21 protein-coding genes are annotated in these 25242 nt (G+C 71.4%); 19 read left to right on the top strand and 2 right to left on the bottom strand.

Translation table 11 applies throughout. From position 1 onward, the window contains the following. Nucleotides 1-100: 100 nt before the first annotated feature. The 15 genes from ACFC06_RS02820 to ACFC06_RS02750 all read left to right on the top strand — a co-directional run bounded on the left by ACFC06_RS02820 (nt 101) and on the right by ACFC06_RS02750 (nt 20628). A complete protein-coding gene (locus ACFC06_RS02820) occupies nt 101-1528 on the top strand; it encodes a condensation domain-containing protein (protein WP_375927200.1) in 1428 nt (475 codons plus the stop codon). Then, on the top strand, nt 1528-2784 hold the full coding sequence (locus ACFC06_RS02815) for a glycosyltransferase (RefSeq protein WP_375927198.1): 1257 nt from the start codon (nt 1528-1530) through the stop codon (nt 2782-2784). Before ACFC06_RS02820 ends, ACFC06_RS02815 begins: the two co-directional genes overlap by 1 nt. Beyond that, nucleotides 2781-3734 carry an ATP-binding cassette domain-containing protein gene (locus ACFC06_RS02810; protein ID WP_375927196.1) on the top strand — a complete coding sequence of 318 codons (954 nt, stop codon included), beginning with the start codon at nt 2781-2783 and terminating at the stop codon, nt 3732-3734. The genes ACFC06_RS02815 and ACFC06_RS02810 overlap by 4 nt, the downstream gene beginning before the upstream one ends. 8 nt (nt 3735-3742) lie before the next feature. Further along, nucleotides 3743-4567, top strand: a complete 825-nt coding sequence (locus ACFC06_RS02805) for an ABC transporter permease (protein ID WP_375927194.1) — start codon at nt 3743-3745, stop codon at nt 4565-4567. A 10-nt stretch (nt 4568-4577) separates the two neighbouring features. Further along, entirely contained in the window at nt 4578-5963 is a 1386-nt protein-coding gene (locus tag ACFC06_RS02800) for a hypothetical protein (RefSeq protein ID WP_375927192.1), read from the top strand. 72 nt (nt 5964-6035) lie between these two features. Then, nucleotides 6036-11933, top strand: a complete 5898-nt coding sequence (locus ACFC06_RS02795) for an amino acid adenylation domain-containing protein (RefSeq protein ID WP_375927191.1) — start codon at nt 6036-6038, stop codon at nt 11931-11933. A gap of 18 nt (nt 11934-11951) precedes the next feature. Continuing rightward, entirely contained in the window at nt 11952-12122 is a 171-nt protein-coding gene (locus ACFC06_RS02790; RefSeq protein ID WP_375935733.1) for a hypothetical protein, read from the top strand. A gap of 95 nt (nt 12123-12217) precedes the next feature. After that, nucleotides 12218-12949 (top strand): IclR family transcriptional regulator, encoded by a 732-nt coding sequence (locus ACFC06_RS02785; RefSeq protein WP_375927189.1) that lies wholly within the window; start codon nt 12218-12220, stop codon nt 12947-12949. Between the two features lie 320 nt (nt 12950-13269). Continuing rightward, nucleotides 13270-14352 carry an ABC transporter substrate-binding protein gene (locus ACFC06_RS02780; RefSeq protein ID WP_375927187.1) on the top strand — a complete coding sequence of 361 codons (1083 nt, stop codon included), beginning with the start codon at nt 13270-13272 and terminating at the stop codon, nt 14350-14352. After that, nucleotides 14349-15209 carry an ABC transporter ATP-binding protein gene (locus ACFC06_RS02775; RefSeq protein WP_375927184.1) on the top strand — a complete coding sequence of 287 codons (861 nt, stop codon included), beginning with the start codon at nt 14349-14351 and terminating at the stop codon, nt 15207-15209. Before ACFC06_RS02780 ends, ACFC06_RS02775 begins: the two co-directional genes overlap by 4 nt. Beyond that, nucleotides 15202-16089, top strand: coding sequence for an ABC transporter permease (locus ACFC06_RS02770; protein WP_375927182.1), 888 nt, complete (start codon nt 15202-15204; stop codon nt 16087-16089). The genes ACFC06_RS02775 and ACFC06_RS02770 overlap by 8 nt, the downstream gene beginning before the upstream one ends. A gap of 13 nt (nt 16090-16102) precedes the next feature. Then, nucleotides 16103-17443, top strand: coding sequence for an LLM class flavin-dependent oxidoreductase (locus ACFC06_RS02765; RefSeq protein WP_375927180.1), 1341 nt, complete (start codon nt 16103-16105; stop codon nt 17441-17443). Nucleotides 17444-17550: 107 nt separating this feature from the next. Next, on the top strand, nt 17551-18477 hold the full coding sequence (locus ACFC06_RS02760; protein ID WP_375927179.1) for a TauD/TfdA dioxygenase family protein: 927 nt from the start codon (nt 17551-17553) through the stop codon (nt 18475-18477). Between the two features lie 223 nt (nt 18478-18700). Further along, the gene (locus tag ACFC06_RS02755; RefSeq protein WP_375927177.1) at nt 18701-20293 is read left to right on the top strand and encodes an FAD-binding protein; all 1593 of its coding nucleotides are present in this window, start codon (nt 18701-18703) and stop codon (nt 20291-20293) included. Further along, a complete protein-coding gene (locus tag ACFC06_RS02750; RefSeq protein ID WP_375927175.1) occupies nt 20290-20628 on the top strand; it encodes a 4Fe-4S dicluster domain-containing protein in 339 nt (112 codons plus the stop codon). Before ACFC06_RS02755 ends, ACFC06_RS02750 begins: the two co-directional genes overlap by 4 nt. On the opposite strand, the gene ACFC06_RS02745 is transcribed toward ACFC06_RS02750, so the two are convergent. Then, nucleotides 20618-21340 carry a 2'-5' RNA ligase family protein gene (locus tag ACFC06_RS02745; protein ID WP_375927173.1) on the bottom strand — a complete coding sequence of 241 codons (723 nt, stop codon included), beginning with the start codon at nt 21338-21340 and terminating at the stop codon, nt 20618-20620. The genes ACFC06_RS02750 and ACFC06_RS02745 overlap by 11 nt on opposite strands. 166 nt (nt 21341-21506) lie before the next feature. Between ACFC06_RS02745 and ACFC06_RS02740 the strand changes: the two genes are divergently transcribed. Further along, entirely contained in the window at nt 21507-21848 is a 342-nt protein-coding gene (locus ACFC06_RS02740) for a hypothetical protein (RefSeq protein WP_375927171.1), read from the top strand. 3 nt (nt 21849-21851) lie between these two features. Here ACFC06_RS02740 and ACFC06_RS02735 read toward each other — a convergent pair whose 3' ends face one another. Beyond that, nucleotides 21852-22223, bottom strand: coding sequence for a YybH family protein (locus ACFC06_RS02735; protein ID WP_375927169.1), 372 nt, complete (start codon nt 22221-22223; stop codon nt 21852-21854). 392 nt (nt 22224-22615) lie between these two features. On the opposite strand from ACFC06_RS02735, the gene ACFC06_RS02730 reads away from it, so the two are divergent. Genes ACFC06_RS02730 through ACFC06_RS02720 form a run of 3 tightly spaced genes read left to right on the top strand, consistent with a single transcriptional unit; the run spans nt 22616 to nt 25226 of the window. Continuing rightward, a complete protein-coding gene (locus ACFC06_RS02730; RefSeq protein WP_375927167.1) occupies nt 22616-23149 on the top strand; it encodes a hypothetical protein in 534 nt (177 codons plus the stop codon). A gap of 17 nt (nt 23150-23166) precedes the next feature. After that, nucleotides 23167-24771, top strand: coding sequence for an MFS transporter (locus ACFC06_RS02725; protein ID WP_375927165.1), 1605 nt, complete (start codon nt 23167-23169; stop codon nt 24769-24771). A gap of 23 nt (nt 24772-24794) precedes the next feature. Further along, the gene (locus ACFC06_RS02720) at nt 24795-25226 is read left to right on the top strand and encodes an acetyltransferase (RefSeq protein WP_375927162.1); all 432 of its coding nucleotides are present in this window, start codon (nt 24795-24797) and stop codon (nt 25224-25226) included. Nucleotides 25227-25242: the final 16 nt, after the last annotated feature.

The following is a 25242-nucleotide window of genomic DNA, read 5'->3' as shown; positions in this document are numbered from 1 at the left end:
GGTGCGGGATCCAGAGCAACATTCCCGGTGACGCAACCGCGTCCACCGCATCTCCGTGCGCGCCGTTCGCGGCTCGCAGTGCGTCATGAGGTCAGTCCGCATGGAATACACCCATCTCTCCGAATTCCAGATCCGCTCCGGCGACCTGTCGCTCTGGACTCCCGAAGTCACCGCCCCCGACGCCTGGTGCGACGACGATCGGCCGCTGGCCAGCGTGCACGAGCAGTACCTCGGCTTCCTCGATCCCGAGGACGCGCGCCCGGGACGTGGCCGCTGGATCGGCACGATCTTCGAGATGGACGCCCCGCTCGACGCCGCGGCCTGGGCTCGCACCCTCGAGCTGTGGCACGACCGCCACGAAGGCTTCCGCACCACCGTGGCCCCCACCGGCGACGGCGGCTACCACCGGATCACCACCGACCCGGGGACCGTGCGGGTCACCGCCACCGCCGTGCCCGATCTCACCGAGGGTGAGCTGATCAACGAATTCCTCTGCGACACACTGGAACTGCGCCTCTCGCCGCTGATCTGGCCGCACCTGCTGGTGGCCACGGTCGCCCACGACACCGACGACTTCACCGTCCTCGTCGGCGCCGACCACTCCGTCCTGGACGCCTACTCCCAGGCCGTGCTCATCCTCGAACTGCGCACCCTCTACACCGCGGTCACCACCGGCGGCGAGATCCGCGACTCGGCCACCTTCGGCAGCGCCGCCGACTACGCGGTCTTCGAGCGCGCCGCCGCCGAGGAACTCGCCCCCGACTCCCCCGCCGTCGGGGTGTGGCGCGAGTTCCTGGGCACCCCGGGCTCGCCCATGCCGCGTTTCGCCGCGGGCCAGGTCGCCGAGCTCGACGGCGAGCACGCCCAGCCCAGCGTCTCGCGCACGCTGCTGGACCTGGCGCAGCTCGAGGAGGTCGAGGGCGCGCTGGACCGGATCCGGCACCGGCTGTCGGTCGCGGTGTTCGCCGCGCTGGCCACGGCGAGCCGGGAGGTGTTCGGCGAGGACCGTTTCCGGACCGTCATGCCGATCGCCACCCGGCCGGATCTGAGCTGGCTGGAGTCGATGGGCTGGTTCGTCAATGTCGTCCCGGTCGACGTCACCCTGCCGCCGGGCGCCGACATGGGTGTCGCGCTGGAGGCCACCCGCGGCGCGCTCAAGCGCGCGCACCTGTGCAACGACGCCTCCTGGGGCCGTTCGCTGGCGATGGTCGGCGCGGTGGAGGGCCCGGTCTACGGCGCCTCCTTCCTCGACATCCGCATGCTGCCGGACTACGAACTGGTCGCCGACCTGCGCGGACGGACCCTGCGCGCGGTGTCCTACTCCACCGACGAGGTCTACTTCTGGGTGGTGCGCGGCCCGGAGGGGCTGTATCTGTCCACCCGCTACCCGGCAGGTCTGCCCGCCGAGGTGATGGACCGCTTCCTCACCGAATTCGCCCGCGCGCTCTACGCGGTGACCACGATCGCGGCACCCGTCGCCGACGCCACCTCCGCCGGGACCGCGACCGCGGCGGCGATCGCGGGCTGATGCGCGCACTGCTGGCCTTCACCGGGAGCCGGGGCGACGCCCAGCCCGGCATCCTGCTGGCCCGCGAGCTGCGTGCTCGCGGGCACGCGGTGACCCTGGCCCTCTCGCCCAATCTCGTCGGTTTCGCCACCGCGCACGGCATTCCCGCGGTCGGTTTCGGCCGCGACAGCGCCGAGTTGCTGCGCACCCAGCACGAGGATCGCCGCTTCCGCAGCATGTCACCGCGTCAGCGGATGCGCGCGGTGCTGGATCTGCAGCGGCGCGGTGTGGCCGAGGCGGTGCGAGATCTGCTCGCGCTGGCCCCAGGACACGATGTGCTGGTGACCGGGATGGCCGGGGAGGAAGCGGCCGAGAAGGTGGCGCGGCGGGTCGGATTGCCGTTGGCCGCAGTGCATTTCTTCCCGATCCACCCGAGCCGTTCCGTGCCGGTGATCCCCACCGGCTGGGGCGCCCGCATGCCGCGGGGGCTCAATCGCCGGATCTGGTCCGGGTTGCGGTGGGCTCGTGACGCCGCGCTGGCCGAGCCGCTGGCCGAGTTCGGGATCGTCGAACATCCGCTGCCGGACCGCGTCTCCATCCAGGCCTACGACATCGATCTGTTCCCCGGCCTGGCCGCCGAACTGCCCGGTCGTCATCCGGTCACCGGGTTCGCCGTGGACGGCGACGGATTCCTCGCCGGGCCCGCCGATCCCGCGCTCACCGCCTGGCTCGACGCGGGGACCGCGCCGATCTATGTCGGCTTCGGGTCGATGGCCGTCGACGATCCCGCCGCCCTGGTGGCCATGCTGCGCGCGGTGTGCGCGCGGCGTGGGCGCAGGCTCCTGCTCGCGGCGGGCTGGGCCGGGATCGCCCCGGAGGTGTCGCCGGAGGTGGCCGTCGTCGCGCAGGTCGACCACGCGGCGGTCTTCCCACGCTGCCTGGCCGCGGTGCACCACGGTGGCGCCGGAACCACCGCCGCCGCGTTGCGAGCCGGTGTGCCGCAGGTGATCTGCTCGGTGCAGGCCGATCAGCCGTACTGGGGTCGCGCGCTCACCCGGCTCGGCCTGGCGGTCACCCGGCCCGCCGCCGCGCTCGACGCGGAGGCGCTCTCGGCGCTGCTGGACCAGGTCGCCGAACCCGCCGTCCTCGCGCGGGCCGCCGCCTACGCGCGCCACTTCCCCGCCGACGGCACCGCGCGCGCCGCCGACGCGGTGGAATCGCTGCTGCCACTGCGCGTTCCGACACCCGAATTCGACCACGCGGGGAGGCCGCAATGAGCACCGACATCGCCGTCCGCACCCGCGGACTGGGCAAGTCCTATGGTGATTTCACCGCCGTCGGCAGCGTCGACCTCAGCATCGAGGCCGGGACCGTCTTCGCCGTGCTCGGCCCCAACGGCGCGGGCAAGACCACCACGGTGCGCATGCTGGCCACCCTGCTGCGTCCCGATCGGGGGAGCGCGGAGGTGTTCGGCTACGACGTGGTGCGCGACGCGACCGCCGTGCGGTCGATGATCGGGCTCACCGGCCAGTACGCCTCCGTCGACGAAACCCTCTCCGCCGGAGAGAATCTGCGGCTGTTCGGCCGGTTGCTCGGCCTGTCCCGGCGAGCGGCCGCCCGGCGCAGCGACGAACTGCTCGAGGAGTTCGAGCTCACCGCGGTCGCCCGGCGCAGCGTCAGCGCGTTCTCCGGTGGCATGCGCCGCCGCCTCGACCTGGCCGCCACGCTCATCACCGTGCCGCCGCTGATCTTCCTGGACGAGCCGACCACCGGCCTGGACCCGCACACCCGCGATCGCATGTGGGGCATCGTGCGCGGCCTGATCGAGCGGGGCGCCACCGTCCTGCTCACCACGCAGTACCTGGAGGAGGCCGACGCCCTGGCCGACCGGATCGCGGTCATCGACCGGGGCACGCTGGTCGCCGAGGGCACCGCCGCCGAACTCAAGTCCTCGATCGGGGACCAGGTGCTGCGCCTGGACGTCCCCGAAACCGCCGACCAGCGCCGGGCCGAGGCACTGGTGCAGGAACTGACCGGCCGGATTCCCGACGGGTCCTCCACCGGCACGCTCACCGTCGCCCTCACCGATGTGGCCGTCGCGGCCGATATCGTCGCGGCCTGCCGGGCGGCGAACATCGGCCTGCGCGGTTTCGCGGTGGACCGGCCCGATCTCAACGAGGTGTTCCTCGCCCTGACCGGCCACGCGCACACCGCCGACGCGGCCTGAGGAGAACCATGACCGTCACCACCGAGACCGCTCCCGCGCCCACCCGGGTCGTGCGCGCCCCGCGCGTCACCCGCATCGGACCCGTTGCCGCCGTGACCCATTCGCTGATGATGGCCTGGCGCGGGCTGCTCACCTTCCGGCACAGCCCGCAGCTGCTCTACGACGCGCTGCTGCTGCCCATCGTCGGGCCGGTCCTGTTCGGCAGCATCTTCGGCACCGCCATCGCCGGGAGCATGCAGGCGTACCTGCCGATCATGATCCCGGGCGTGCTGGTGCAGATCGTGCTCACCTCCTCGGTCGCCACCGGCGTGCAATTGTCCGAGGACATCCACTCCGGAGTCTTCGACCGCTTCGTGGCCATGCCGATCGCCCGCTCCGCACCCGTCGCCGGTGCGCTGCTGGCCGGGATGGTCCGGTACCTGATCGCAGCCACCACGGTGGTGATCGTGGGCCTGTGCATGGGCTATCGCCCCGAACACACCGCGGGATTCCTGGCCGGGGCGGTGCTGGTGGTGCTGGCCACCACCGCGATCAGCTGGCTGTTCGCCTTCATCGGCGCCACCATCGCCCGGCCCGCGGCCGTGCAGGGCATGTGCATGCTGGTGCTGACCTTCCTGGGTTTCGCCTCCAACGCACTGGTCCCCGAGGAATCCATGCCCACCTGGATGCAGCACGTCTCGGACGTGAACCCGGTGTCCTATCTGGTCTCGGCGGTGCGCACCCTCGCCGCCGACGGCACGGTGGGCAGCGATGCCTGCTGGTCGCTGGTGGCCTCGGTGGTCGTGGTCGCCGTCTTCGCGCCGCTGACAGTGCGCACTCTCCGTTCCCGCTGAGGAGTTCTCCATGACCGTCACCTCCCCCGCCGTCGCGGTGGCCGCCGGGCCCGCCGGCCTCAACCGGATCACCGCCGACGACGACCTGTTCTTCAAGCTGCACAGCCTCTACCCGAACGCCCTGGTCAACCAGCTCGCCTACCGCTTCGACGAGCCGCTGGACCGCGCGCTGCTGCAACGCTGGCACGCGCACCTGGCCACCGGGTTCATCGCCCGCCGCGTGCGCACCACGCGCTTCCCGTTCGCGCGGGCGCACTGGGAACCGGCGACCGAAGCGCTGCCGCTGGTCTGGGCGGACGCCCCGATCCCCGACGAGCGGGTGCTGGACTGGTTCCTCGAGCAGGCCGCGGTGGAGTTCGATCCCGAACGCGGCCTGGTCTGGCAGCTCGCGGGCGCGCACACCGCCTCCGGTGGCACGGTCGTCACGCTGGTGGCCTCGCACGTCGCCTGTGACGGCGGCGGGATGATGCACGCCATCGTCGATTCCCTCGACCGGCTCGCCCGCGGCGAGGAGCCGGATCGAGCGAGCAGCGCCGGACGGCTCGTCGGTCCTGTGGCGGGTGCGGGCCGGTGGGCCGCCGATCTGGCCGACGCCCGCGGTCAACTGCGCGCCGTCGCCCGCGGGGTGCGGGCCGCGCGGCGGGCGCGCGGCGTCAGCGAGCCCGCGCGCAATCCGCGCCCCGCCGAGCCGCGACTGCCGCACGCCGAGACCTGGCAGGCCGCCGAGACCATCGTCCAGCTCGATCTGGACGCCTGGGACGCCGTCGCCGCGGCCCACGGCGGCACCACCAACGGCCTGCTCATCGGGGTGGCGGTGGGACTGCTCGGGCGCAGCGGCCGGGTCGCCGACGGCGCGCGGGTACGCGTGGACATCCCGCATTCGATGCGCGAGGCCGACGATCCGCGCGCCAATGCCACCACCGGCCTGCCGATCAGCGTCACCCACCGCGCCGGGCAGCGCGCCGACCTGCCCGCCGTCCGCGCCGCGCTCAAGGCCGCGGGCCTGGCCTATCGCGACCCGGCGACGATTCCGCCGATCCAGCACCTGCAGCCGGTGCAGATGCTGTTGCCGAAGGTGGTGCTGCACAAGTTCGCCCGCACCGCCAAGGCGCCCGAATGCCTGTGCACCAATATGGGCCGCACCGCCCAGAACATCGCGCGACTCGGGCCGCACCGGGCACGCGATGTCATCATGCGGCCGGTGGTGAATCCCGGGCCGGTGGAGTTGTTCCGGCAGGTGGAGGTCGGGGTGAATCTGGCGTTCTCCTGCGACGACGACACCGTCACCCTCGTCGTCACCGGTGCCGACCCCGACCGGTTCCCGACCCGCGCGGCCCTGCAGGACCTGCTGTCCGCCGAGTTCACCGACTGGGGGCTCACGCCGCGATTCTGGTAGCCACACCGGGTACCCACCGCAAGCTTAGGCTAACCTTCATTCTGCATGTTTCGTCTGAAGGGCAGTGGCACCATGAGTTCGTTCGGCCCCGCGCAGGAAGTCCGGCCGCTCAGCGCGGCACAGCGGGAGGTCTGGTTCGCCCAGCAGTTGCTGGGTGAGGTGCCGCTCACCATCGCCCAGTACGTCGACCTCACCGGGCCGCTGGATCTGGTCGCCCACCAGGAGGCGGCGCGGCGTACCGGCCGGGATCTGGGCATGCATCAGCGCTTCGTGGTCGTCGACGGCGAGCCCGGGCAGATCCACGATCCGGCGGTCCGCGACGAGATCGAGGTGATCGACCTGCGCGAGCAGGCCGACCCCGAGGCCGCCGCGCTGGCGTGGATGCGCGCCGACCAGCAGACGCCCCTCGATGTCACGGTCGATCCGCCGATGTACACCACGATTCTGCTCGTCGGTGACGACCGCCGTTTCCTCTACACCCGCGCCCATCACATCGCCCTGGACGGTTTCGGCGGCATGCGCGTGCACGAACGCCTGGCCCTGCACTACGCCGCCCTGGTCGAGGGCACCGAGCCGCCGCGCGACACCGTCGACTCGCCGTCGCTGCTGGCCGCCGCCGACCTGGACTATCGCGCCTCGCGCCGCTTCGGAACCGACCGCGAGTACTGGCGCGCCCAGCTCGCCGAGCTGCCCGAGCCGGTGACCCTGGCCGCCCGCGCCGGCGATCCCGACCCGCTGCCGCGGCTGACCGGCGCGGACCTGCCCGCCCCCCTGGTGACCGCGCTGCGCGAACGCGCCGACGGTCCGGGCAACGCCCCGATGATCGTGGCCGCCTTCGCCGCCTACCTGGCCAGGATGACCGGCACCGGCGCCGTCTCGCTGAGCCTGCCGATGACCGCGCGCACCACCGCCGCGCTGCGCGGATGCGCGGGCATGACCTCCACCATCGTGCCGCTGCACTGCCCGGTCGACGGCACCGTCGGCAACGCCGTGACCGCGGCGCGCGCGAGGCTGACCGGCGCACTGCGTCATCAGCGCTATCGCGGCGCGGACATGTGGCGCGACGCGGGCCGCTCGATGCGCTCGCTGGGCTTCGGCCCGGCCGTCAACATCATGAACTTCCAGCCCGAGGTGAGCTTCGGCGCCGCGCACGGCACCCTGCACGTGCTGTCCACCGGCCCGGTCGAGGACCTCGCGCTGAACCTGTACCCCGGCGCGGCAGGGCGGCTGCGCATCGACCTCGAGGCCAACCGCCACCGCTACCGCGCCGACGAACTCGACACCCACCTGCGCCGGTTCCTGCGGTTCCTCACCGCTTTCGTCACCGCCGATCCGGCGACCCCGGTCAGCGCGCTGCCGCTGCTCACCGATGCCGAGACCGCACAGCTGGTCCCGTGGCGCGGCGCCGAGCCGGTCACGCCGTCGACCCTGGCCGCCCTGATCGAGACCGCGGTCGCCACCAATCCGGACGGTGTCGCGATCGTCCACGGCGACCGGCGCTGGACCTACCGCGAGTTCGACGCCGAGACCACCCGGCTGGCCCGTGCGCTGCTGGCCGCGGGCGCCGGGCCCGAGACCCTGGTCGCGATGGCGGTGGAGCGCTCGGCCGAGTCGGTCGCGGCCGTCTGGGCGATCACCAAGGCTGGTGCCGGGTTCGTCCCGATCGACCCGAACTATCCGCCCGAGCGCATCGCCCACATCCTCGGCGACTGCGGTGCCACCCTCGGCGTCACCACCGGCGCGTACCGCTCCTCGCTGCCCGGCACGATCCAGTGGCTGCCGCTCGACGAACCCGCGACCACCGCGGGCCACCGCGCCGATCCGGTCACCGATGCCGACCGGCCCGCCGCGCTGCGCGTCGACCACCCGGCCTACCTCATCTACACCAGCGGCTCCACCGGCCTGCCCAAGGGCGTGCTGGTGACCCACGGCGGTCTCGCCAACCTCGCCGCCGAACGCCGTGACCGCTACGACCTGGGCCCGCACGCGCGCACCCTGCACCACGCCTCCCCCGGTTTCGACATGGCCGTCGGCGAGATCCTGTGCGGGCTGGCCGGGGCGGCGACCCTGGTCGTCGCGTCCCGCTATGTGATGGCGGGGCCCGACCTGTCGGATCTGATGCGGCGTGAGCGGGTCACCAACGCGATCATCACCCCGGCCGTGCTGGCCACCCTCGATCCGGCCGAGCTGCCGGATCTGGCGGTGCTCGGTGTCGGCGGTGAGGCCATCCGCGCCGACCTGGTGGACGCGTGGTCGCCGAACCGGTTGATGCGCAACGGGTACGGGCCCACCGAGGCCACCGACATCGCCACCATCGCCGGACTCACCCCGGGCACGCCGGTCACCATCGGTGCCCCGCTGCGCGGTTTCCACGCCGTGGTGCTCGATGCCGCGCTGCGTCCGGTGCCGCCCGGCGCGATCGGCGAGCTCTACGTCGGCGGCCCCGCCCTGGCCCGCGGCTACCACGGCAGGCACGCGCTCACCGCGGCGCGCTTCGTCGCCGATCCCTTCGGTCCGGCGGGTGGGCGCCTGTACCGCACCGGCGATCTGGTGACGCTCACCGCGGGCCCGGACCCCGCGCTGATCTATCACGGCCGCAGCGACTTCCAGATCAAGGTGCGCGGGCACCGCATCGAGCCCGGCGAGATCGAGACCACCCTGGCCGGACTGCCCGGTGTCGCCCGCGCCGTGGTCACCGCGCACACCGACCGGCGCGGCGCCCACCTGGTCGGCTACCTCGTGCCCGACCCCGGCCACCCCCTCGACACCGCCGAGGTGCGCGACCGGATCGCCGAACTGCTGCCCGCCTACCTGCGGCCCAGCGCCTACGTCGTGCTCGACACCCTGCCGCTCACCCCCAACGGCAAACTCGACACCCGCAAGCTGCCCGCACCCGACTTCGGCCGCACCGGATTCCGGTCACCGGGCACCGCGGCCGAACGCGCGGTCGCGGCGGCCTTCGCCGAGGTCCTCGGCGCCGAGCAGGTCGGGGCCGAGGACGACTTCTTCGACCTCGGCGGCACCTCGCTCACCGCCACCCAGGTCGCCGCCCGGCTCGGTGTCTCCGTGCGGGCCGTCTTCGACGCGCCCACGGTGGCCGCACTGGCCGCCGGTCTCGCCGAGACCGGCACCACCGCCGCACCGGTGGCGGGCCCACGGCCCCGGCATCTTTCGCTCGCGCCCGCGCAGACCCGGATGTGGCTGCTCAACCAGCTCTACCGCGAGTCGGCCGCCTACCACCTGCCCCTCGAACTGCGGTTGCGCGGCGACCTCGACCACGACGCGCTCGTGGGCGCGGTGCGCGCGGTGGTCCGGCGCCACGAGGTGCTGCGCACCATCTACCCCGCGAGCGAATCCGGGCCTCGCCCACGCATTCTCGATGTCGACGAGGCGCTGGCCGGTCACGACTTCGCGCCGATCGCGCTCACCGAGGACGGCCTGGCCGACGCGCTCACCGCACAGGTGGCCGCCCCGTTCGACGTCACCACCGACATCCCGTTCCGGCTGACCCTGTGGCGGCTCGGCGCCGAGGACCACGTGCTGGCGCTGGTCGCCCACCACATCGCCGCCGACGGCTGGTCGCACGGCCCGCTCGTCGCGGACCTGTCGCTGGCCTACGCGGCACAGGCGAATCGGCGCACCCCCGACTGGGAGCCGCTGCCGCTGCAATACGCCGACTACACCCTGTGGCAGCTCGACCGGCTCGGCGACCGCACCGATCCCACCTCCCTGGCCGCACGCCAGCTCGAGCACTGGGTCCGCACCATCGCCGGCGCACCCGACCGGCTGACCCTGCCGGTCGACCGGGTCCGCACCGCAGGCACCGACGGCGCGGGCGCCGCGATCGACTTCACCGTCGACGCCGCCACCGCCGCCGCGCTGACCACCCTCGCGCGCGAGCACCAGGCCACCGCCCACATGGCGGGCCACGCGGCCTTCGCCGTTCTCCTGCACCAGCTCTCGGGCAGCCACGACATCACCGTCGGCACCCCGGTCGCGGGCCGCGGGCACCCGTCGCTCGACGGCCTGGTCGGCATGTTCGTCAACACCCTGCCGCTGCGCACCACCGTCGACCCGGACGAGCCCTTCACTGCGCTGCTCGCCCGCTCCCGCGCGGTGACCCTGGCCGCGCTCGAGCACGGCGATGTCCCCTTCGACCACATCGTCGAGGCGGTGAACCCGCCGCGCGACGACACCCGCAACCCCCTGTTCCAGGCGGTGTTCTCCTTCGAGAACCTGCCCGCCACCGGGGATCTCACCCTCGGTGACCTCGCCGTCGACCTGCTCGACCTCCCGCAGGCCACCACCCACTTCGACCTCGCCCTCACCCTGCGCGAACGCCCCGGCCACGGCTTCACCGCGAGCCTGCGCTACGCCACCGATCTGTTCGACGCGGCCACCGTCGCGGAATTCGCCGAGCAGTACCTGCGGGTCCTGCGCGCGGTCACCGCCCGTCCCGAGGCGACCGTCGCCGAGCTGCGCGACCCGGCGCTGGTCCTGCCGCGCCACCGCGTCACCGAGACGGCCCCCGCCGGTGACGACACCGCCGCCGCCGACCACCACCCGAGCGTGCGCGAACTGGCCGTCGCCCAGGTGTTCGCCGATGTGCTCGGCCTGGACTCGGTCGCCGTCGACGACAACTTCTTCGACCTCGGTGGCACCTCGCTGCTGGTGTTCGGTCTGCGCACCGAACTCGCCCAGCGCCTGGGCCTCGACGTCGAGGCCCGCACCCTCTTCGAGGCCGCCACCCCGCGCGGGATCACCGCGGCCCTGTCCGCCGGGGCCGCCGAGGCGGCCGACGGGCGCTGGATCGAGATGCTCGAGACCGACGCCCGCCTCGCCCCCGAGCTGCTCGTGCCCGCGCACGAACCCGCCGGTTCCGCGACGGCCCTGCTGACCGGGGCGACCGGTTTCGTCGGCATCCACCTGCTGCGCGAACTGCTCGACAGCACCGACGCCCGGATCTGGTGCCTGGTGCGCGCCGACGACATCGAGGCGGGCCATCAGCGCCTGGCCGCGACCATGGCACGCTTCGGGCTCGACGCCACCGACCTACGCGAGCGGGTGGTCCCGCTGCCCGGTGACCTGGCCGCCCCGCGCCTCGGCCTGTCCGAGGACGACTGGGCCACCCTCGCCGGGCAGATCGAGGTGATCTACCACAACGGCGCCCGGGTGAACCATCTCGAACCGTACGAGGTGCTGCGCCCGGCCAATATCGGCGGCACCGTGGAGGTGCTGCGGCTCGCGGTGACCACCCGGGTGAAGACGCTGCACTTCGTGTCCACGGTGAACGCCGCGGTCGGCATCGACCACACCGGCATCGTCACCGAGGCCGCCGCCATCACCGCCGCCGAGGTGCCCCGCAACGGGTACATGGCGGGCAAGTGGGTCGCCGAACAGCTCGTGCTCGCCGCCGCCCGGCGCGGCCTGCCGGTGGCCGTGCACCGTCCCGGCCTGGTCTCGGGCGCCACCACCAACGGCACCGTGAACAGCGACGACGCCTTCTGGACCCTCATCCGCTCGGCCGCCCACCTGGGCGTGGCCCCCGAGATCGGCGAGGCGAAGGTGACCCTGGCCCCGGTCGACTACGTCGCCCGCGCCATCGTCGCCCTGGCCACCGCCCGCCACCCCGCCGGCGAGGTCTACCACCTGGTCAACCGCGAACCCACCCCCATCGCGGCCATCCTCGACGTCCTGCGCGACCAGGGCTACCCCGTCGACACCGTCGCCGTCGAGGACGCCGCCCACCGCCTCGCCGACCGCATCGGCGACCACGCCGACCTCATGCGCGCCGCCCTCATCGCCGAGAACTACCTCGGCGCAGGCGGCGGCGACCTCGTCATCGACGACGAAGCCACCCGCACCGCCCTGGCAGGCACCGAGGTCGCCTGCCCCCGCGTCGACACCCCCCTCCTGCACCGCTACATCACCGGCTTCGTCACCACCGGCCTGCTGCCCCAGCCCGTCTGACGTGGTTATGGTGGAGACGTGGGCATCATGGGTGAGCTGTTTCCCGGGCAGAAGCTGCAGAACGACGGCAGTGGGGACAGTGACGGGCAGGGGCATCGGCCGCGGGTCGATCTGGATCTCGACGCCGGGGTGATCCGGGTGTCGGGGACGGTGGCGCCGCGGCCCGCCGAGGACGACGCGCAGGACTGACCTGCGGGGAGTTCGGCTCAGCGGTGGGCGAACCATTGCGGGCCGGGGTGCGCGTCGCGGATAGTTCACGGCACTTCGCCCAGAAGGAGCCGCCCATGACCGCCACCGAAGTTCCCCGTTCCGGGGCCCGCGCCGTCGACCGTGCCGTCCATGTCCTCAACTGCTTCCAGGGCGGCGATCCGGAGCTGTCGCTGAGCGAACTCGCCCAGCGCGCCGGGCTGCCGGTGAGCACCACCTTCCGGCTGGCGCAGGCGCTGGTGCGCGGCAGGCTGCTCGAACAGGACACCGCCACCGACCGCTACCGGATCGGGCACGGACTGGCCTGCCTGGCCCGCCCCGCGCTGTCACGGCTCGGGCTCGACGCGGCCGCACCGCATCTCTACGCGCTGGCGGCCGGCATCAAGATCACCGTCAGCTTGAGCGTGCCCGAGGACGACGAAGCCCTCACCGTCTTCCAGGCGCGTCCGCCGGTCTCGTTCTGCCACAACCAGATCCCCCGCGAACGCAGCCCACTGCACAGCAGCGCGGTCGGGCACGCGCTGCTGGCCCACACCGCCACCGGCGCCGACCGCCGCGAACTGTTCGACACCGTGCGCAGGCGCGGCTTCGCGGTCGAGGAGATCGACAGCGAGGAACCGATCCGCGCCATCGCCGTGCCCGTGCTCGGCCCGGACAAGCAGGTGTGGGGCGCGCTGGGCGTGCAGGCGCGGGCGGTGCGCCTGGATCACGACCTGGTGCGCGCCGTGGTGCCCGCCATGCATCAGATCGCGGTGCGGATCGGCCCGTATTTCCACACCGCCGCCGCTACCGAATTCGGCGCACCGTGATTTCCACGATGTGAAAACAATATTGCCCAACCCGTATCACGCACCGCACCATAGGAATTCGAGACGGCGAATCATTCGCCGATCCCCCGGCAGGAAAGTCCCGACATGACCGACACCCTCGCGCTCGTCCGCCGCAGGACGGTGGACCTGATGCGCCTGTCGCCCGGGTGCTGTCGCCGCTGATCTCCCGGCGACCGTCTGCGCGTCGCCCAGCCTGTTCTTCTTCTCTCCCCCGTTAGTCCGTTCCGTGCGGATCGTCGCGGCGTGCCTTCTTCCGGCACGCGGCGCGATCGCGCACGCCATCGAAAGATTCGCCAACCATGCTGTCCACCCTCTTGCGACGACGTCCGCTGCGTGCGCTCGCCGCCGCGCTCGTCGTTCCCGCCGCCCTCGCGGTGGTCACCGCGTGCGGCGCCTCCGACACGCCGACGACCGCCGACGGCAAGACCGTGTTGCGCTACCAGGGGCAGACCGGCCTGGTCACCCCCTTCGAACTGGCCGACGACCTCGGCTATTTCAGCTCGATCGCCCTGCAGTGGGAGAGCGACACCACCAGCGGCCCGGCCAATATCCAGGCCGCGGCCACCAAGCAGGTCGAGTTCGGCAGCGCGTTCAACGGCGCGGTGGTCAAGCTCGCCGCCGGCGGTGCGCCCGTGCAGGCGGTGCTGAGTTCCTACGGTTCCGACGCCAAGTCCTTCACCGGCTATTTCGTGCGCGAGGACGCGGGCATCAAGACCGCGCGTGACCTGATCGGCAAGAAGGTCGGCATCAACACCCTCGGCGCGCACCACGAGTTCGTCACCCGCGAATGGCTGCACCAGCAGGGCCTGACCGAGGCCGAGATCAAGCAGGTCCAGCTCATCGTGGTGCCCCCGATCAACACCGAGGAGGCGCTGCGCAGCGGGCAGATCGATGTCGGCGCGCTGGGTGGTGTCTACCGCGAGACCGCGGTGCCGCGCGGCGGTCTGCACGCACTGTTCACCGACAAGGACATCTTCGGTGAATTCGACTACGGCACCTACGTCTTCCGCAAGGACTTCATCGCCCAGAACCCCGAGGCCGTGAAGGACTTCGTCCAGGGCACCGCCCGCGCCACCCGCTGGCTGCAGATCACCCCGCGCGACGAGGTGGTCGCCAAGTTCACCGAGATCATCAGCAAGCGCGGCCGCAACGAGAACCTCAAGCTGCTCGACTACTGGCGCAGCTCCGGCATCCCGGTCCCCGGCGCGGTGATCGCCGAGCGCGAGATCCAGATCTGGATCGACTGGCTCGAACGCAACGGCGAGCTCGAGCGCGGCAAGATCACCGCCGCCGACCTCTACACCAACAAGGACAACCCCTACGCCAACGGCACCTACCAGCCCGAGAGCGGACCGACCGGAGAGGTGGTGGCCGCGAAATGAGCAGCACCGCAGTCAAACTCGCACTCCAGGGCGTCGGCAAGCAGTTCGCCGTCCGGGGCAGCGCCGAGCGTTTCACCGCCATCGACGACATCTCCATCGAGGTCGGCGCCGGGGAATTCCTGGTCCTGGTCGGCCCGAGTGGTTCGGGCAAGTCCACCCTGCTCGACCTGCTCGGCGGGCTGAGCACCCCGAGTTCGGGCCGCATCCTGCTCGACGGCGCCCCGATCTCCGGACCCGGCCTCGACCGCGGGGTGGTGTTCCAGCAGTACGCGCTGCTGCCGTGGCGTACCGCCCGCGCCAATATCCAGTTCGGGCTCGAGGCCAAGGGCGTACCGCGCAAGGAACGCAAAGCGATCGCCGATCACTATCTCGAATTGGTCGGCCTCACCGGATTCGGTGACCGGTATCCGCACGAACTCTCGGGCGGGATGAAGCAGCGGGTCGCGATCGCGCGCAGCCTGGCCTTCGACCCGGAGGTGCTGCTGATGGACGAGCCGTTCGCCGCGCTCGACGCCCAGACCAGGGAGTCGCTGCAGGACGAACTGCTGCGCATCTGGGAAGCCACCGGCAAGACCATCCTGTTCATCACCCACGGCATCGACGAGGCCGTCTACCTGGGTCAGCGGGTCGCGGTGCTCACCTCGCGACCGGGCCGGATCAAGGCCGTCATCGATATCGACATCGCGCGCGGTGGCGATATCGACGTCCGGTCCAGCGAGCAGTTCCGCGAGTACCGCCACCGGATCTGGACCGAACTGCAGAGCGAGGTGAGCCGGGCCCAGCAGCTCGAGCTCGCCGCCGCCGAGGACAGCACCGCCTCGGAGGCATCCACCGACAGGAGTCCCGCCCATGTCTAGCGCCGTCCCGGTCCTCGACCGGCCCACCGATCTCGTCCCCCCGGCACCCGCACCCGCCGCGGCACCGGCCCGCGCGGTTCCCGGCAGCGTCACCCGGGCGGCCGCGACCGCGGGCAGGCTGCTGATCCGCATCGCCAAGCCGCTGCTGGCCTTCGCGCTGCTGCTCGGCGCCTGGGAACTCGCGCCGCGCTTCGGCCTGGTGGACGAGGTGTTCCTGCCGCCGTTCTCGATCGTCGTGCAGGCGTTCTTCGAGCTGGCGGCCAACGGCCAGCTCGGCGACCACATCTCGGCCAGCCTCACCCGCTCGGTCACCGGGTTCTCCATCGCACTGGTGATCGCGGTGCCCGCCGGTATCGCCATCGCCTGGTACAAGCCGGTCTCGGACTTCCTCAACCCGGTGCTCGAGCTGTTCCGCAACACCGCCGCCCTGGCGCTGCTGCCGGTGTTCGTGCTCATCCTCGGGATCGGCGAGACCTCCAAGATCGCGCTGATCGGCTACGCCACCTTCTTCCCGATCCTGCTCAACACCATCACCGGGGTCCGCACGGTGGACCCGCTGCTGGTGAAATCGGCGGTGTCGCTGGGCTTCTCGCCGCTGCGGCTGTTCCAGAAGGTGATCCTGCCCGCGGCGGTGCCCTCGATCTTCACCGGCATCCGGATGGCGGCCTCGGGGTCGATCCTGGTCCTCATCGCCGCCGAGATGATCGGGGCCAGGGCCGGGCTCGGTTATCTGATCACCGCCGCCCAGCAGAACTTCCAGATCCCGCAGATGTACGCGGGGATCGTGGCGATCTCGCTGATCGGCCTCGGATTCAATGTCGCCCTCGTCGCCCTGGAGCGCCGCCTCTCCCGCTGGCGCACCGCCGCCGCCACCATCTGATCAGGAGAATTCCTTGTCTCGCAGGACCTTTCATCTCAATGCCTTCCTGATGGGCGTCGGCCACCACGAGGCGGCCTGGCGGCATCCGCGCACCGAGGAACACCGGGTGCTCGATGTGCGGCACTTCCAGGAGGTCGCCCGGATCGCCGAACGCGGCAAGCTCGACTCGGTGTTCTTCGCCGACACCCTCGCCGTCGGCCCGCGCGTCGAACGCAATGCGCTCACGGTGTTCGAGCCGGTGACGCTGCTGGCCGCCGTCGCGGCGGTCACCGAGCGGATCGGACTGATCGCCACCGCGTCGACCAGCTACAACGAGCCGTTCAACCTGGCCCGCAAATTCGCCTCGCTCGACCACATCAGCGGCGGGCGGGCCGGCTGGAACATCGTCACCTCCGGCACCGTCGACGAGGCCTACAACTTCGGGCTCGACGCCATTCCCGAGCACGCGCGCCGCTACGAACGGGCCGCGGAGTTCGTCGACGTGGCGCTCGCGCTGTGGGACAGCTGGGAATCCGAGGCGATCGTGCTCGACACCGAGACCGGTGTCTTCGCCGATCCCACCAAGGTGCACACCCTCGACTACACCGGGGAGCGGTTCCGGGTGCGCGGACCGCTCAATTCGCCGCGGGGCCCGCAGGGCAGGCCGCTGCTGGTGCAGGCCGGGTCCTCGGAATCGGGCAAGGAGTTCGCCGCCCAGCACGCCGAGGCCGTGTTCACCGCGCAACGCACCCTCGAGGAGGGCGTGCGTTTCTCCCGCGACCTGAAGTCGCGCCTGGCGAAGTACGGCCGGGCCGAGCACGAACTGAAGGTGCTGCCGGGGCTGGTGCCGTTCATCGCCGACACCGCCGAGGAGGCCAGGGCGCTCGAGCAGGAGTTCACCGACCTCATCTCCCCCGACTACGCGCTGCGTCAGCTCTCCACCATGCTCGGGGTCGACCTCACCGCGCACGCGCTGGACGCCCCGCTGCCGCCGCTGCCCGCCGAGAGCGAGATCGAGGGCGGCAAGAGCCGGTTCACGCTGGTCAAGGAGCTGGCCGAGACCGAGGACCTGACCGTGCGCCAGCTCATCGGCAAGCTCGGTGGTGGCCGCGGGCACCGCACCTTCGCGGGCACGCCCGAGCAGGTGGCCGACGAATTGCAGCGCTGGTTCGACGCGGGCGCGGCCGACGGCTTCAACATCATGCCGCCGTATCTGCCCGGCGGGCTGGCGGAGTTCGTCGACCGGGTGGTGCCGATCCTGCAGGAGCGCGGCCTGTTCCGCACCGACTACGAATCCACCACCCTGCGTGGGCACTACGGACTGGACCCGGTGGGCAACCGCTTCGCCCAGCGGGATTCGCGGGTCAGCGCCTGATGCGTGCCCGCCGGATCGAGATCGACCTCATGCGGGTGATCGCCAGCTCCTGTCCGGACCGGGGTCCACCTCGCTTCCACTCCGGCTCCACCCGAAGGACCATCGACATGACCACTATCGAGAACACCCGCACCGTCACCATCGCGCCCGTCGCGGGCCACATCGGCGCCGAGGTCACCGGCCTCGACCTGCGCGAGGAGCTCACCGAGACCCAGGTCGGCGAGCTCACCGAGGCGCTGCACCGGCACAAGGTGCTGTTCTTCCGCGACCAGCAGATCGGCCACGCCGAGCAGATCGCGTTCTCCCGCCGCTTCGGCGCCGTCACCCCCTCGCACCCGTACGACGACGACGCGCCCACCGAGCACCCCGAGATCCTCGCCGTCGACAGCAGGCTCTACGAGAAGAAGTTCGGCCGCAAGAAGTTCAGCTACACCAACAAGTGGCACACCGATGTCTCCCCGCTGATCAACCCGCCCGCGGCCTCCATCCTGCGCGCCGAGATCGCCCCGGAGATCGGCGGCGACACCCAGTGGACCAACCTCGCGGCGGTCTACGCGGCGCTGCCGGAATCGCTGCGCACCTTCCTCGACGGCCTGCGCGCCGAGCACCGTTTCGGTGGCCGGATCCCGCAGTGGGAGGCCGACAGCGAGTACGCCCGCAAGATCGCCGCCGCACCGCTGGTCACCGAGCACCCGGTGGTCCGCGTGCACCCGGTGACCGGCGAGCGCGCACTGTTCGTCAACCCCGGCTTCACCACCCGCATCCTGGGCCTGACCCCGCCGCAGAGCGACGCCCTGCTGCAGCTGCTCTTCGACGAGATCTCCCACCCCGCCTACACCGTGCGGTTCCGCTGGGAGAAGGGCAGCATCGCGTTCTGGGACAACCGCGCCACCGCCCACCTCGCCCCCAGCGACCTCGACCACCTCGACGTCACCCGCGTGCTCTACCGCACCACCCTCGAGGGCGACATCCCGGTCGGCGTGGACGGCCAACCCTCCCGCCCGATCGCCGGCGACAAATTCACCGGCGCCTGACAAACCACGGTGGTGCCCGACGCAATCGCTCCGGGCACCACCGACCCCCACATCCCGACCCCGAGGAGGGATCGCCGACGCAGTCGGCGGTTCGCGCCCGTCCCGTCGATCAGGTGCCGTTGCGTACGCGACGAAGGAGCAAGCAACGGCGCCTGATCGACGGGACCGCCCAAGGGGCGCGAACTCGAGCGCGCCAGCGCTCCAATAACAAGGACAGCTTCCTATGAGCGAGATATTGCAGGCGAGCACCGATGTGCTCATCATCGGCGGTGGTCCGGCCGCGTGCTGGGCGGCCATCCACGCCCGTGAGACGGGGGCCGACGTGGTCCTGGTCGACAAGGGCTACTGCGGCACCAGTGGCGCGACCGCGCCGTCGGGTACCGGTGTCTGGTACGTGGCGCCCGAGGCCGAGGCGCGCGCCGCCGCGAAGGCGAGCCGGGAGGCGCTGGGCGGCTATCTCGCCGATCACCACTGGATGGATCGCGTCCTGGATCAGACCTACACGAACATGAACCGGCTCGCCGTCGAGGGCCGGTACCCGTTCCCGGTCGACCCGGCGACCGGCACACCGCTGCGCACGGGCGTGCAGGGCCCGGAGTACATGCGCCGGATGCGGGCCTGGCTGACGCGGATCGGCGTCCGGGTCCACGATCACAGTCCCGCCCTGGAACTGCTCGTCGACGAGTCCGGCGCGGTCCGTGGCGCGGCGGGCCATCAGCGTCAGCTCGACCGCGACTACCGGATCACCGCGGGCGCGGTGGTGCTGGCCACGGGTGGCTGCGCGTTCCTGTCGCGGGCGCTGGGCACCAATGTCGACACCGGCGACGGCGCGCTCATGGCGGCCGAGGCCGGTGCCCGCTTCTCCGGCATGGAGTTCTCCAACGCCTACGCGCTGGTGCCCAAGGGTTCCACCATCACCAAGACCGCCTACTACGGCTACGCCACCTTCTTCGGCGCCGACGGCCGGGTGCTCGAGGAGGCAGGCTCGGCGCGCGGCCGCTCGGTGATCGCGCGCACCCTGCTGCAGGAGAAGGTGTTCGCCCAGCTCGATCGCGCGGACGCGACCGTGCAGGCACAGATGCGGGTGGGTCAGCCCAACTTCTTCCTGCAGTTCGACCGGCGCGGCATCGATCCGTTCACCCAGCGCTTCGAGATCGATCTGCTCGCCGAGGGCACCGTGCGCGGCACCGGCGGCATCGATGTGGTCGACGACGATTGCGCGACAACGGTTCCCGGCCTGTATGTCGCCGGTGACGCGGCGACCAGGGAACGGATCTGTGGCGGGTTCACCGGCGGTGGCAGCCACAACGCGGCCTGGGCGATGTCGTCGGGCAGCTGGGCGGGTGCGGGCGCGGCCCGCTACGCGCGGACGGCCGAGGTCGGCACCGGCGCGGTGCGCGGTCTCGGTGGCGTCGGACTACGGCCCGAGGGTGGGCCGTCGGTGTCGGCTGCCGAGGTGGTGGCCGCCGCGCAGGCCGAACTGCTGCCGATCGAGCACAATTTCCTGCGCCACGGCGAGCGGCTTCGCCCGGCGCTGGCCCGGCTCGACGAGCTGTGGTCGGCCGCGTCCGACGGGCTCGGCGGGTCGAGCGGGGACGAACGGATCCGGGCCCGTCAGGCCGCGGCCATCACCGCGGTCGGGCGGCTCATGTACCGGTCGGCGCTGGCGCGCACCGAGACCCGCGGCATGAGCAAGCGCGCCGATCATCCGGACCTGGACCCGGCCCAGCACCATCATCTGCTCTCCGGCGGACTGGACGCGCCGTGGACGGATCCGGCGCCCACCCGCGAGCGGGCACTGGCGGTGGCGTCGTGATCGAGCTGCTGCGCGCCGACGACTGCATCGGCTGCGACAAGTGCGTGGCCGCCTGCCCGACCAATGTGTTCGACAGCACCGACAGCGGCATCCCGGTCATCGCCCGGCAGTCCGACTGCCAGACATGCTTCCTGTGCGAGGCGTATTGCCCGGTCGACGCGCTCTACGTCGCCCCGGAGGTCACCCCGCTGCCCGCCGGTGCCGCGGTGCCGACCGAGCACATCGGTGGCTACCGGGAGAAACTCGGCTGGGGACGCGGCCGCACACCGGGTGCCCGGCTCGCGGTGGGACCCCGGCTCCCGCACGGCACCCCGCCGCCGCGGCTCAGTTCCTGAGCAGCCGATCCCGCTCCGGCGTGCGCAGCGGCCCGAACAGCGGATCGTCGAAGACGGTGCGCTCCACGACCGGAGTGGGATCGCGCAGCAGGTCGGCGGTGCTGACCTCCGACCAGTCGTATCGGCCGTTCTCGCAGAGCAATTCGACCATCGACACGGCCGAGACCGTGTCGTCGAGGGTGAAGTCGACGAAACCGTCCTCGGCCAGGGCCGCGCGGATCCGGTCGCGCGAAGACGGCTCGGTCGCGTGCGCCAGGGCCAGGTAGGGCTGCAGCGGCTCGCCGAATTCGGGGATGCGCTCGCGGATCCATACCTCGCTCAGCGCGCGGGTGAGGTCTTCGCGCACGCGAACCAGTTCCTCGGGCAGGGCGATCGGCAGCCGGATCGAGTCGTCGGCGACCATGGGCGGACCGAATGTGAGCGGGAACGGCGCGTGCTCGGCCAGCAGGTCGCGCGCCCCGGCGACCAGCGCCGCCAGATGCACGCCCTTGACGCCGTCGACGAAACCGATGCCCTGCACCCCGATCCGCAGACGGGCGGCGTCGACCTGCTCGAGCCCGGGTAATCGGGCCAGCGTCGGCGCGAAGATCTCGACGAGTTTGTCGGCGACGGTCTGGGTGGGCACGATCTGCCAGTCGTAGAAGGAACGCCCCGGTGTCCACCCCGGCCGCCACCACCAGCGGCTGGCAACCGTCATCTCGCTCGCGATCATGGTCCCACCTCCCGATCTCGGCCGGTGCTGCGATGCCAGTTACCTCTCAGCGACGGTATTCCCCGGCGCTGTGGGCCCGCAACACGACGAGACCGTTCCGTTGCCTCTTCGATCCCGAGTCAGCGCTTCGAGCCACGGCGCGCCTGCGCGCACTACACTGACCGGCATGCCTGTTCGACGGCTGATCTCGCTCTGCGCGTTCGCCCTGCTGCTTCCCCTCGCCGCCACCGCCTGCACCATGACCGGCCCCGGCACCACCTCCGAGTGCACCGTCGGCGGCTGCACCATCACCTTCGAGCGCGGGGTGCAGGCCAAGGCCTCGGTCCTCGGGATCGACGCCGAGCTCGTCGCCGTCAACGGTGACCTGGTCACCCTGAGCATCGGTGGCCAGCAGATCACCGTGCCGGTGGGTCAGTCCCAGGCCGCCGACGGGGTCGATGTCCGGGTCAGCGAGGTGACCGCCGACAAGGTGGTCGTCGTGCTGAACTCCGGCCTGCAGCAGAACTGACGCTCAGCCCAGCACGTTGGGCTGATCCAGGATCCATCGCCAGCTCCCGTCGGGCTGCCGCCGCGCGACTTCCACCGTGGCCCCACCACCGCCGGGCAGCCGCGACGAGGTGAGCGCGAGGTCGCCCGCGCGTAGGGCGGGCGATTGCGCGCCCGGCTGGAACACCGGCCGCGAGGCCACCAGCCGCGTGTAGGCGGCCCTGATCTGCTCGATCCCGGTCGCGACGACACCGTCGGGCAGGGCGAGCACCGCGTCGGACTCGTACAGCTCCACCAGACCGTCCACATCGCCGGCGTTGAGCCGTTCGACCACGAGCCTGCTCAGGTCTTCCGGGCGCCGGGCACGTTCGCGCGCGGCGTTGTCGTTCTCGGTCATCGCCACCCCTGTCCTCGATATGGGCTGTGCGACAACGGTAACGCCGGGGTCCGACACGTTCGGCGCACCGGAGCGCAGACGACGAAACCCCCGAAAGCCGGTGGCTGTTCGGGGGTTTCGTCAGCGTGCCTCAACCGATCACAGCGGCGGGAACCCCGACGAGCCGGTCGCCATCCAGTTCCAGAACTCGGCGGCGCGGTTCACGAGCAACGCGATGACGTCGAGGGCAGTGCTTCCCATGGTCTTCCTCACGGTCGAACGAACAAACTTCCGCGCGCCACCATAGCAACCGGCTTCGGCTGGGCAACGCTGTGATAACGCGCAGATAACGAGCCCCGAGGGCGCCTATAGTTCACCAGAGGGGTGTCACCCGACGACCACGGTGAGGGCCGATGGAAGGCAACAGACACAAGCTCCTGCACGGGCCCTTGTTCTCCCGGGTCCCGCTCGACCAGCGCAATGCCGCCAGCCGGATCAGCGCCTACATCTACGGCAACATCCTGATTCTGGCCGCGCTGATCCCGGTCTCGCCGTCGAACGAGAACGTCGGCATCCTCGTCGTGCTCGGCACCGCCCTGTCGACCTTCGTCGCGCACGCCTTCGCCGAGAACATCGGCCGGTCGGTGCGGTCGGATCAGCCACCGACCGGGCTCGAGCGCTGGACCGACCTGCGCGACTCGCTGCCCATCCTCACCTCCGCCGTGCTGCCGTGCGTGATCCTCGCGGTCGCGGCGATCGGCTGGCTCGAACCGCGCACCGCGCAGATCCTCGCCGAGGCCGTGATGCTGGTCCGCATCGGCGGCATCGTCTTCGTCATCCGGCGGCTGCAGGGTGCGCGCCCGGACCGGTCGACGCTGACCGGTGCCCTGCTGCTGACCTGTGTGGCCACCGCGATCGTGGTGGTCAAAGTCGTCCTGACCCACTGACCCCGAGGAGCATGCCGATGTCGGCGCCACCGGTGAAGTCGAGTGCGATCGTGCTGGCCGTCCTGGCCTCCGGCCAGTTCCTGATGACGCTGGACAGTTCGGTGATGAACGTGTCGATGGCCACCGTCGCGCAGGATCTCGGCACCACCATCACCGGCATCCAGTCCGCGATCACGCTCTACACCCTGGTCATGGCCTCGCTGATGATCACCGGCAGCAAGGTGGGCGCGATCCTGGGACGGCGCCGGGTGTTCGGGATCGGCCTGGTCGTCTACGGTATCGGCTCGCTGGTCACCGGCGCGGCGCCGAATCTGGCGGTCCTGCTGCTGGGCTGGTCGCTGCTCGAGGGCATCGGTGCCGCCCTGATCATGCCCGCGATCGTCTCGCTCGTCGCGGGGAACTTCGCCGCCGAGCGCAGGCCCGCGGCCTACGGACTGGTGGCGGCGGCGGGCGCGATGGCCGTCGCCGTCGGCCCGCTGCTCGGTGGCGCGGTGACCACCTTCGCGTCCTGGCGCTACGTCTTCTTCGGCGAGGTGGTCGTCGTGGTGGCGATCCTGCTGGTACTGCGCCGGATCCAGGACGCCCCCGCACCCCGGGTCGAACTGGACCTGGTCGGGTCGGTGCTGTCGGCGATCGGCCTGGGCGCGATCGTGTTCGGGGTGCTGCGGTCGAGCGAATGGGGGTGGGTGCGGCCCGAGACCGGCGCACCGGCACTGTTCGGGCTCTCGGCGGTGTTCTGGTTGCTCATCGGCGGCCTGCTCACGCTGTATCTGTTCCTGCGCAGGCAGAACTGGCTGGTGCGCCGCGGCCGGGAACCGCTCATCGACCCGGCGCTGCTGCGCAACCGGCAACTGGTCGGCGGGTCGACCATGTTCTTCGCGCAGTTCGCCGTGCAGGCGGGGGTCTTCTTCGCGGTGCCGCTGTTCCTGTCGGTGGTGCTCGAACTCAGCGCGCTCGAGACCGGCGTCCGCATCCTGCCGCTGTCGATCGCCCTGGTCCTGGCCGCGGTGGGCATCCCGCGACTGCGCCCGCGGGCCGATCCGCGCCGGGTGGTCCGGTTCGGGCTGGGCGTGATGATCGTCGGGGTGCTGATCCTCGCGGCCGGAATGGATCCCGGGGCCGACGCGAGCGTGGTGGCGATCCCGATGGTGCTGATGGGCCTGGGACTGGGCGCGCTGGCCTCGCAGCTGGGCGCGGTCACGGTGTCTGCTGTTCCGGATTCGCGCAGTGCGGAGGTCGGCGGCCTGCAGAACACCGCCACCACACTCGGCGCGTCGCTGGGTACCGCGCTGATCGGCTCGGTGCTGATCGCCACGCTGTCCTCCGCGGCGCTGGCGGGCATCGAGGGCAATCCGGCGGTCCCGGCATCGGTCCAGGCGCAGGCCACCACGGATCTGGCCCAGGGCGTGCCGTTCCTGTCCGACAAGCAGGTGCACGAGGCACTCGACGCCGCGGGCGTGGACGACGCCACCGCCGAGACCATCGCGGACGTCAACGCCGAGGCCCGGCTCGAAGCCTTGCAGGTGGCTTTCGCCGTGACCGCGTTGATCGCGGTGATGGCACTGTTCGGCACCGGTTTGGTGCCGCGTCGGCCCGCGACCGAATCGAGCGGTTCAGGCTGAGTGTCGCCGGATAGAATTCGGAAATGACCGGAAATACAGGTTCGACACGAATGACGTCGCCGGTGGAAGAACCATTTCAGAAACAGGCCGTCGCGGAGGGCATTTCCGTGGTGGCCGCCTGCCTGTTGCTCATCATGGCGGCGGCCTCGGTATTGCAGGGCATCGCGGCGCTGGCGAACGACGAATTGTATGTCGCCGGAGTCGAATACGTGTACCGCTTCGATACGACGACCTGGGGCTGGATCCATGTGGTTCTCGGCGTGCTGGGGTTGATCGTCGGCGTCGGCCTGGTCCTGGGAGCGGCGTGGGGCCGGTATTCCGCCTTGGCGGTGGCGGCCCTGGTGATCGTCGCGAATTTCCTTTCCCTGCCGTACTACCCGGCGTGGTCGATCGTGATCATCGCGCTCAGCGTGCTCGTCATCTGGGCGGTCAGCACCTGGCAGCCCCGGCACTGACGACCACCGCATCGTG

Origin of the sequence: Nocardia sp. NPDC056064 (genome assembly GCF_042266925.1) — a bacterium.
Taxonomy (GTDB): domain Bacteria; phylum Actinomycetota; class Actinomycetes; order Mycobacteriales; family Mycobacteriaceae; genus Nocardia.
The sequence above is the reverse complement of the archived record's forward strand: the minus strand, read 5'-3'. Positions and strand labels throughout refer to the sequence as shown.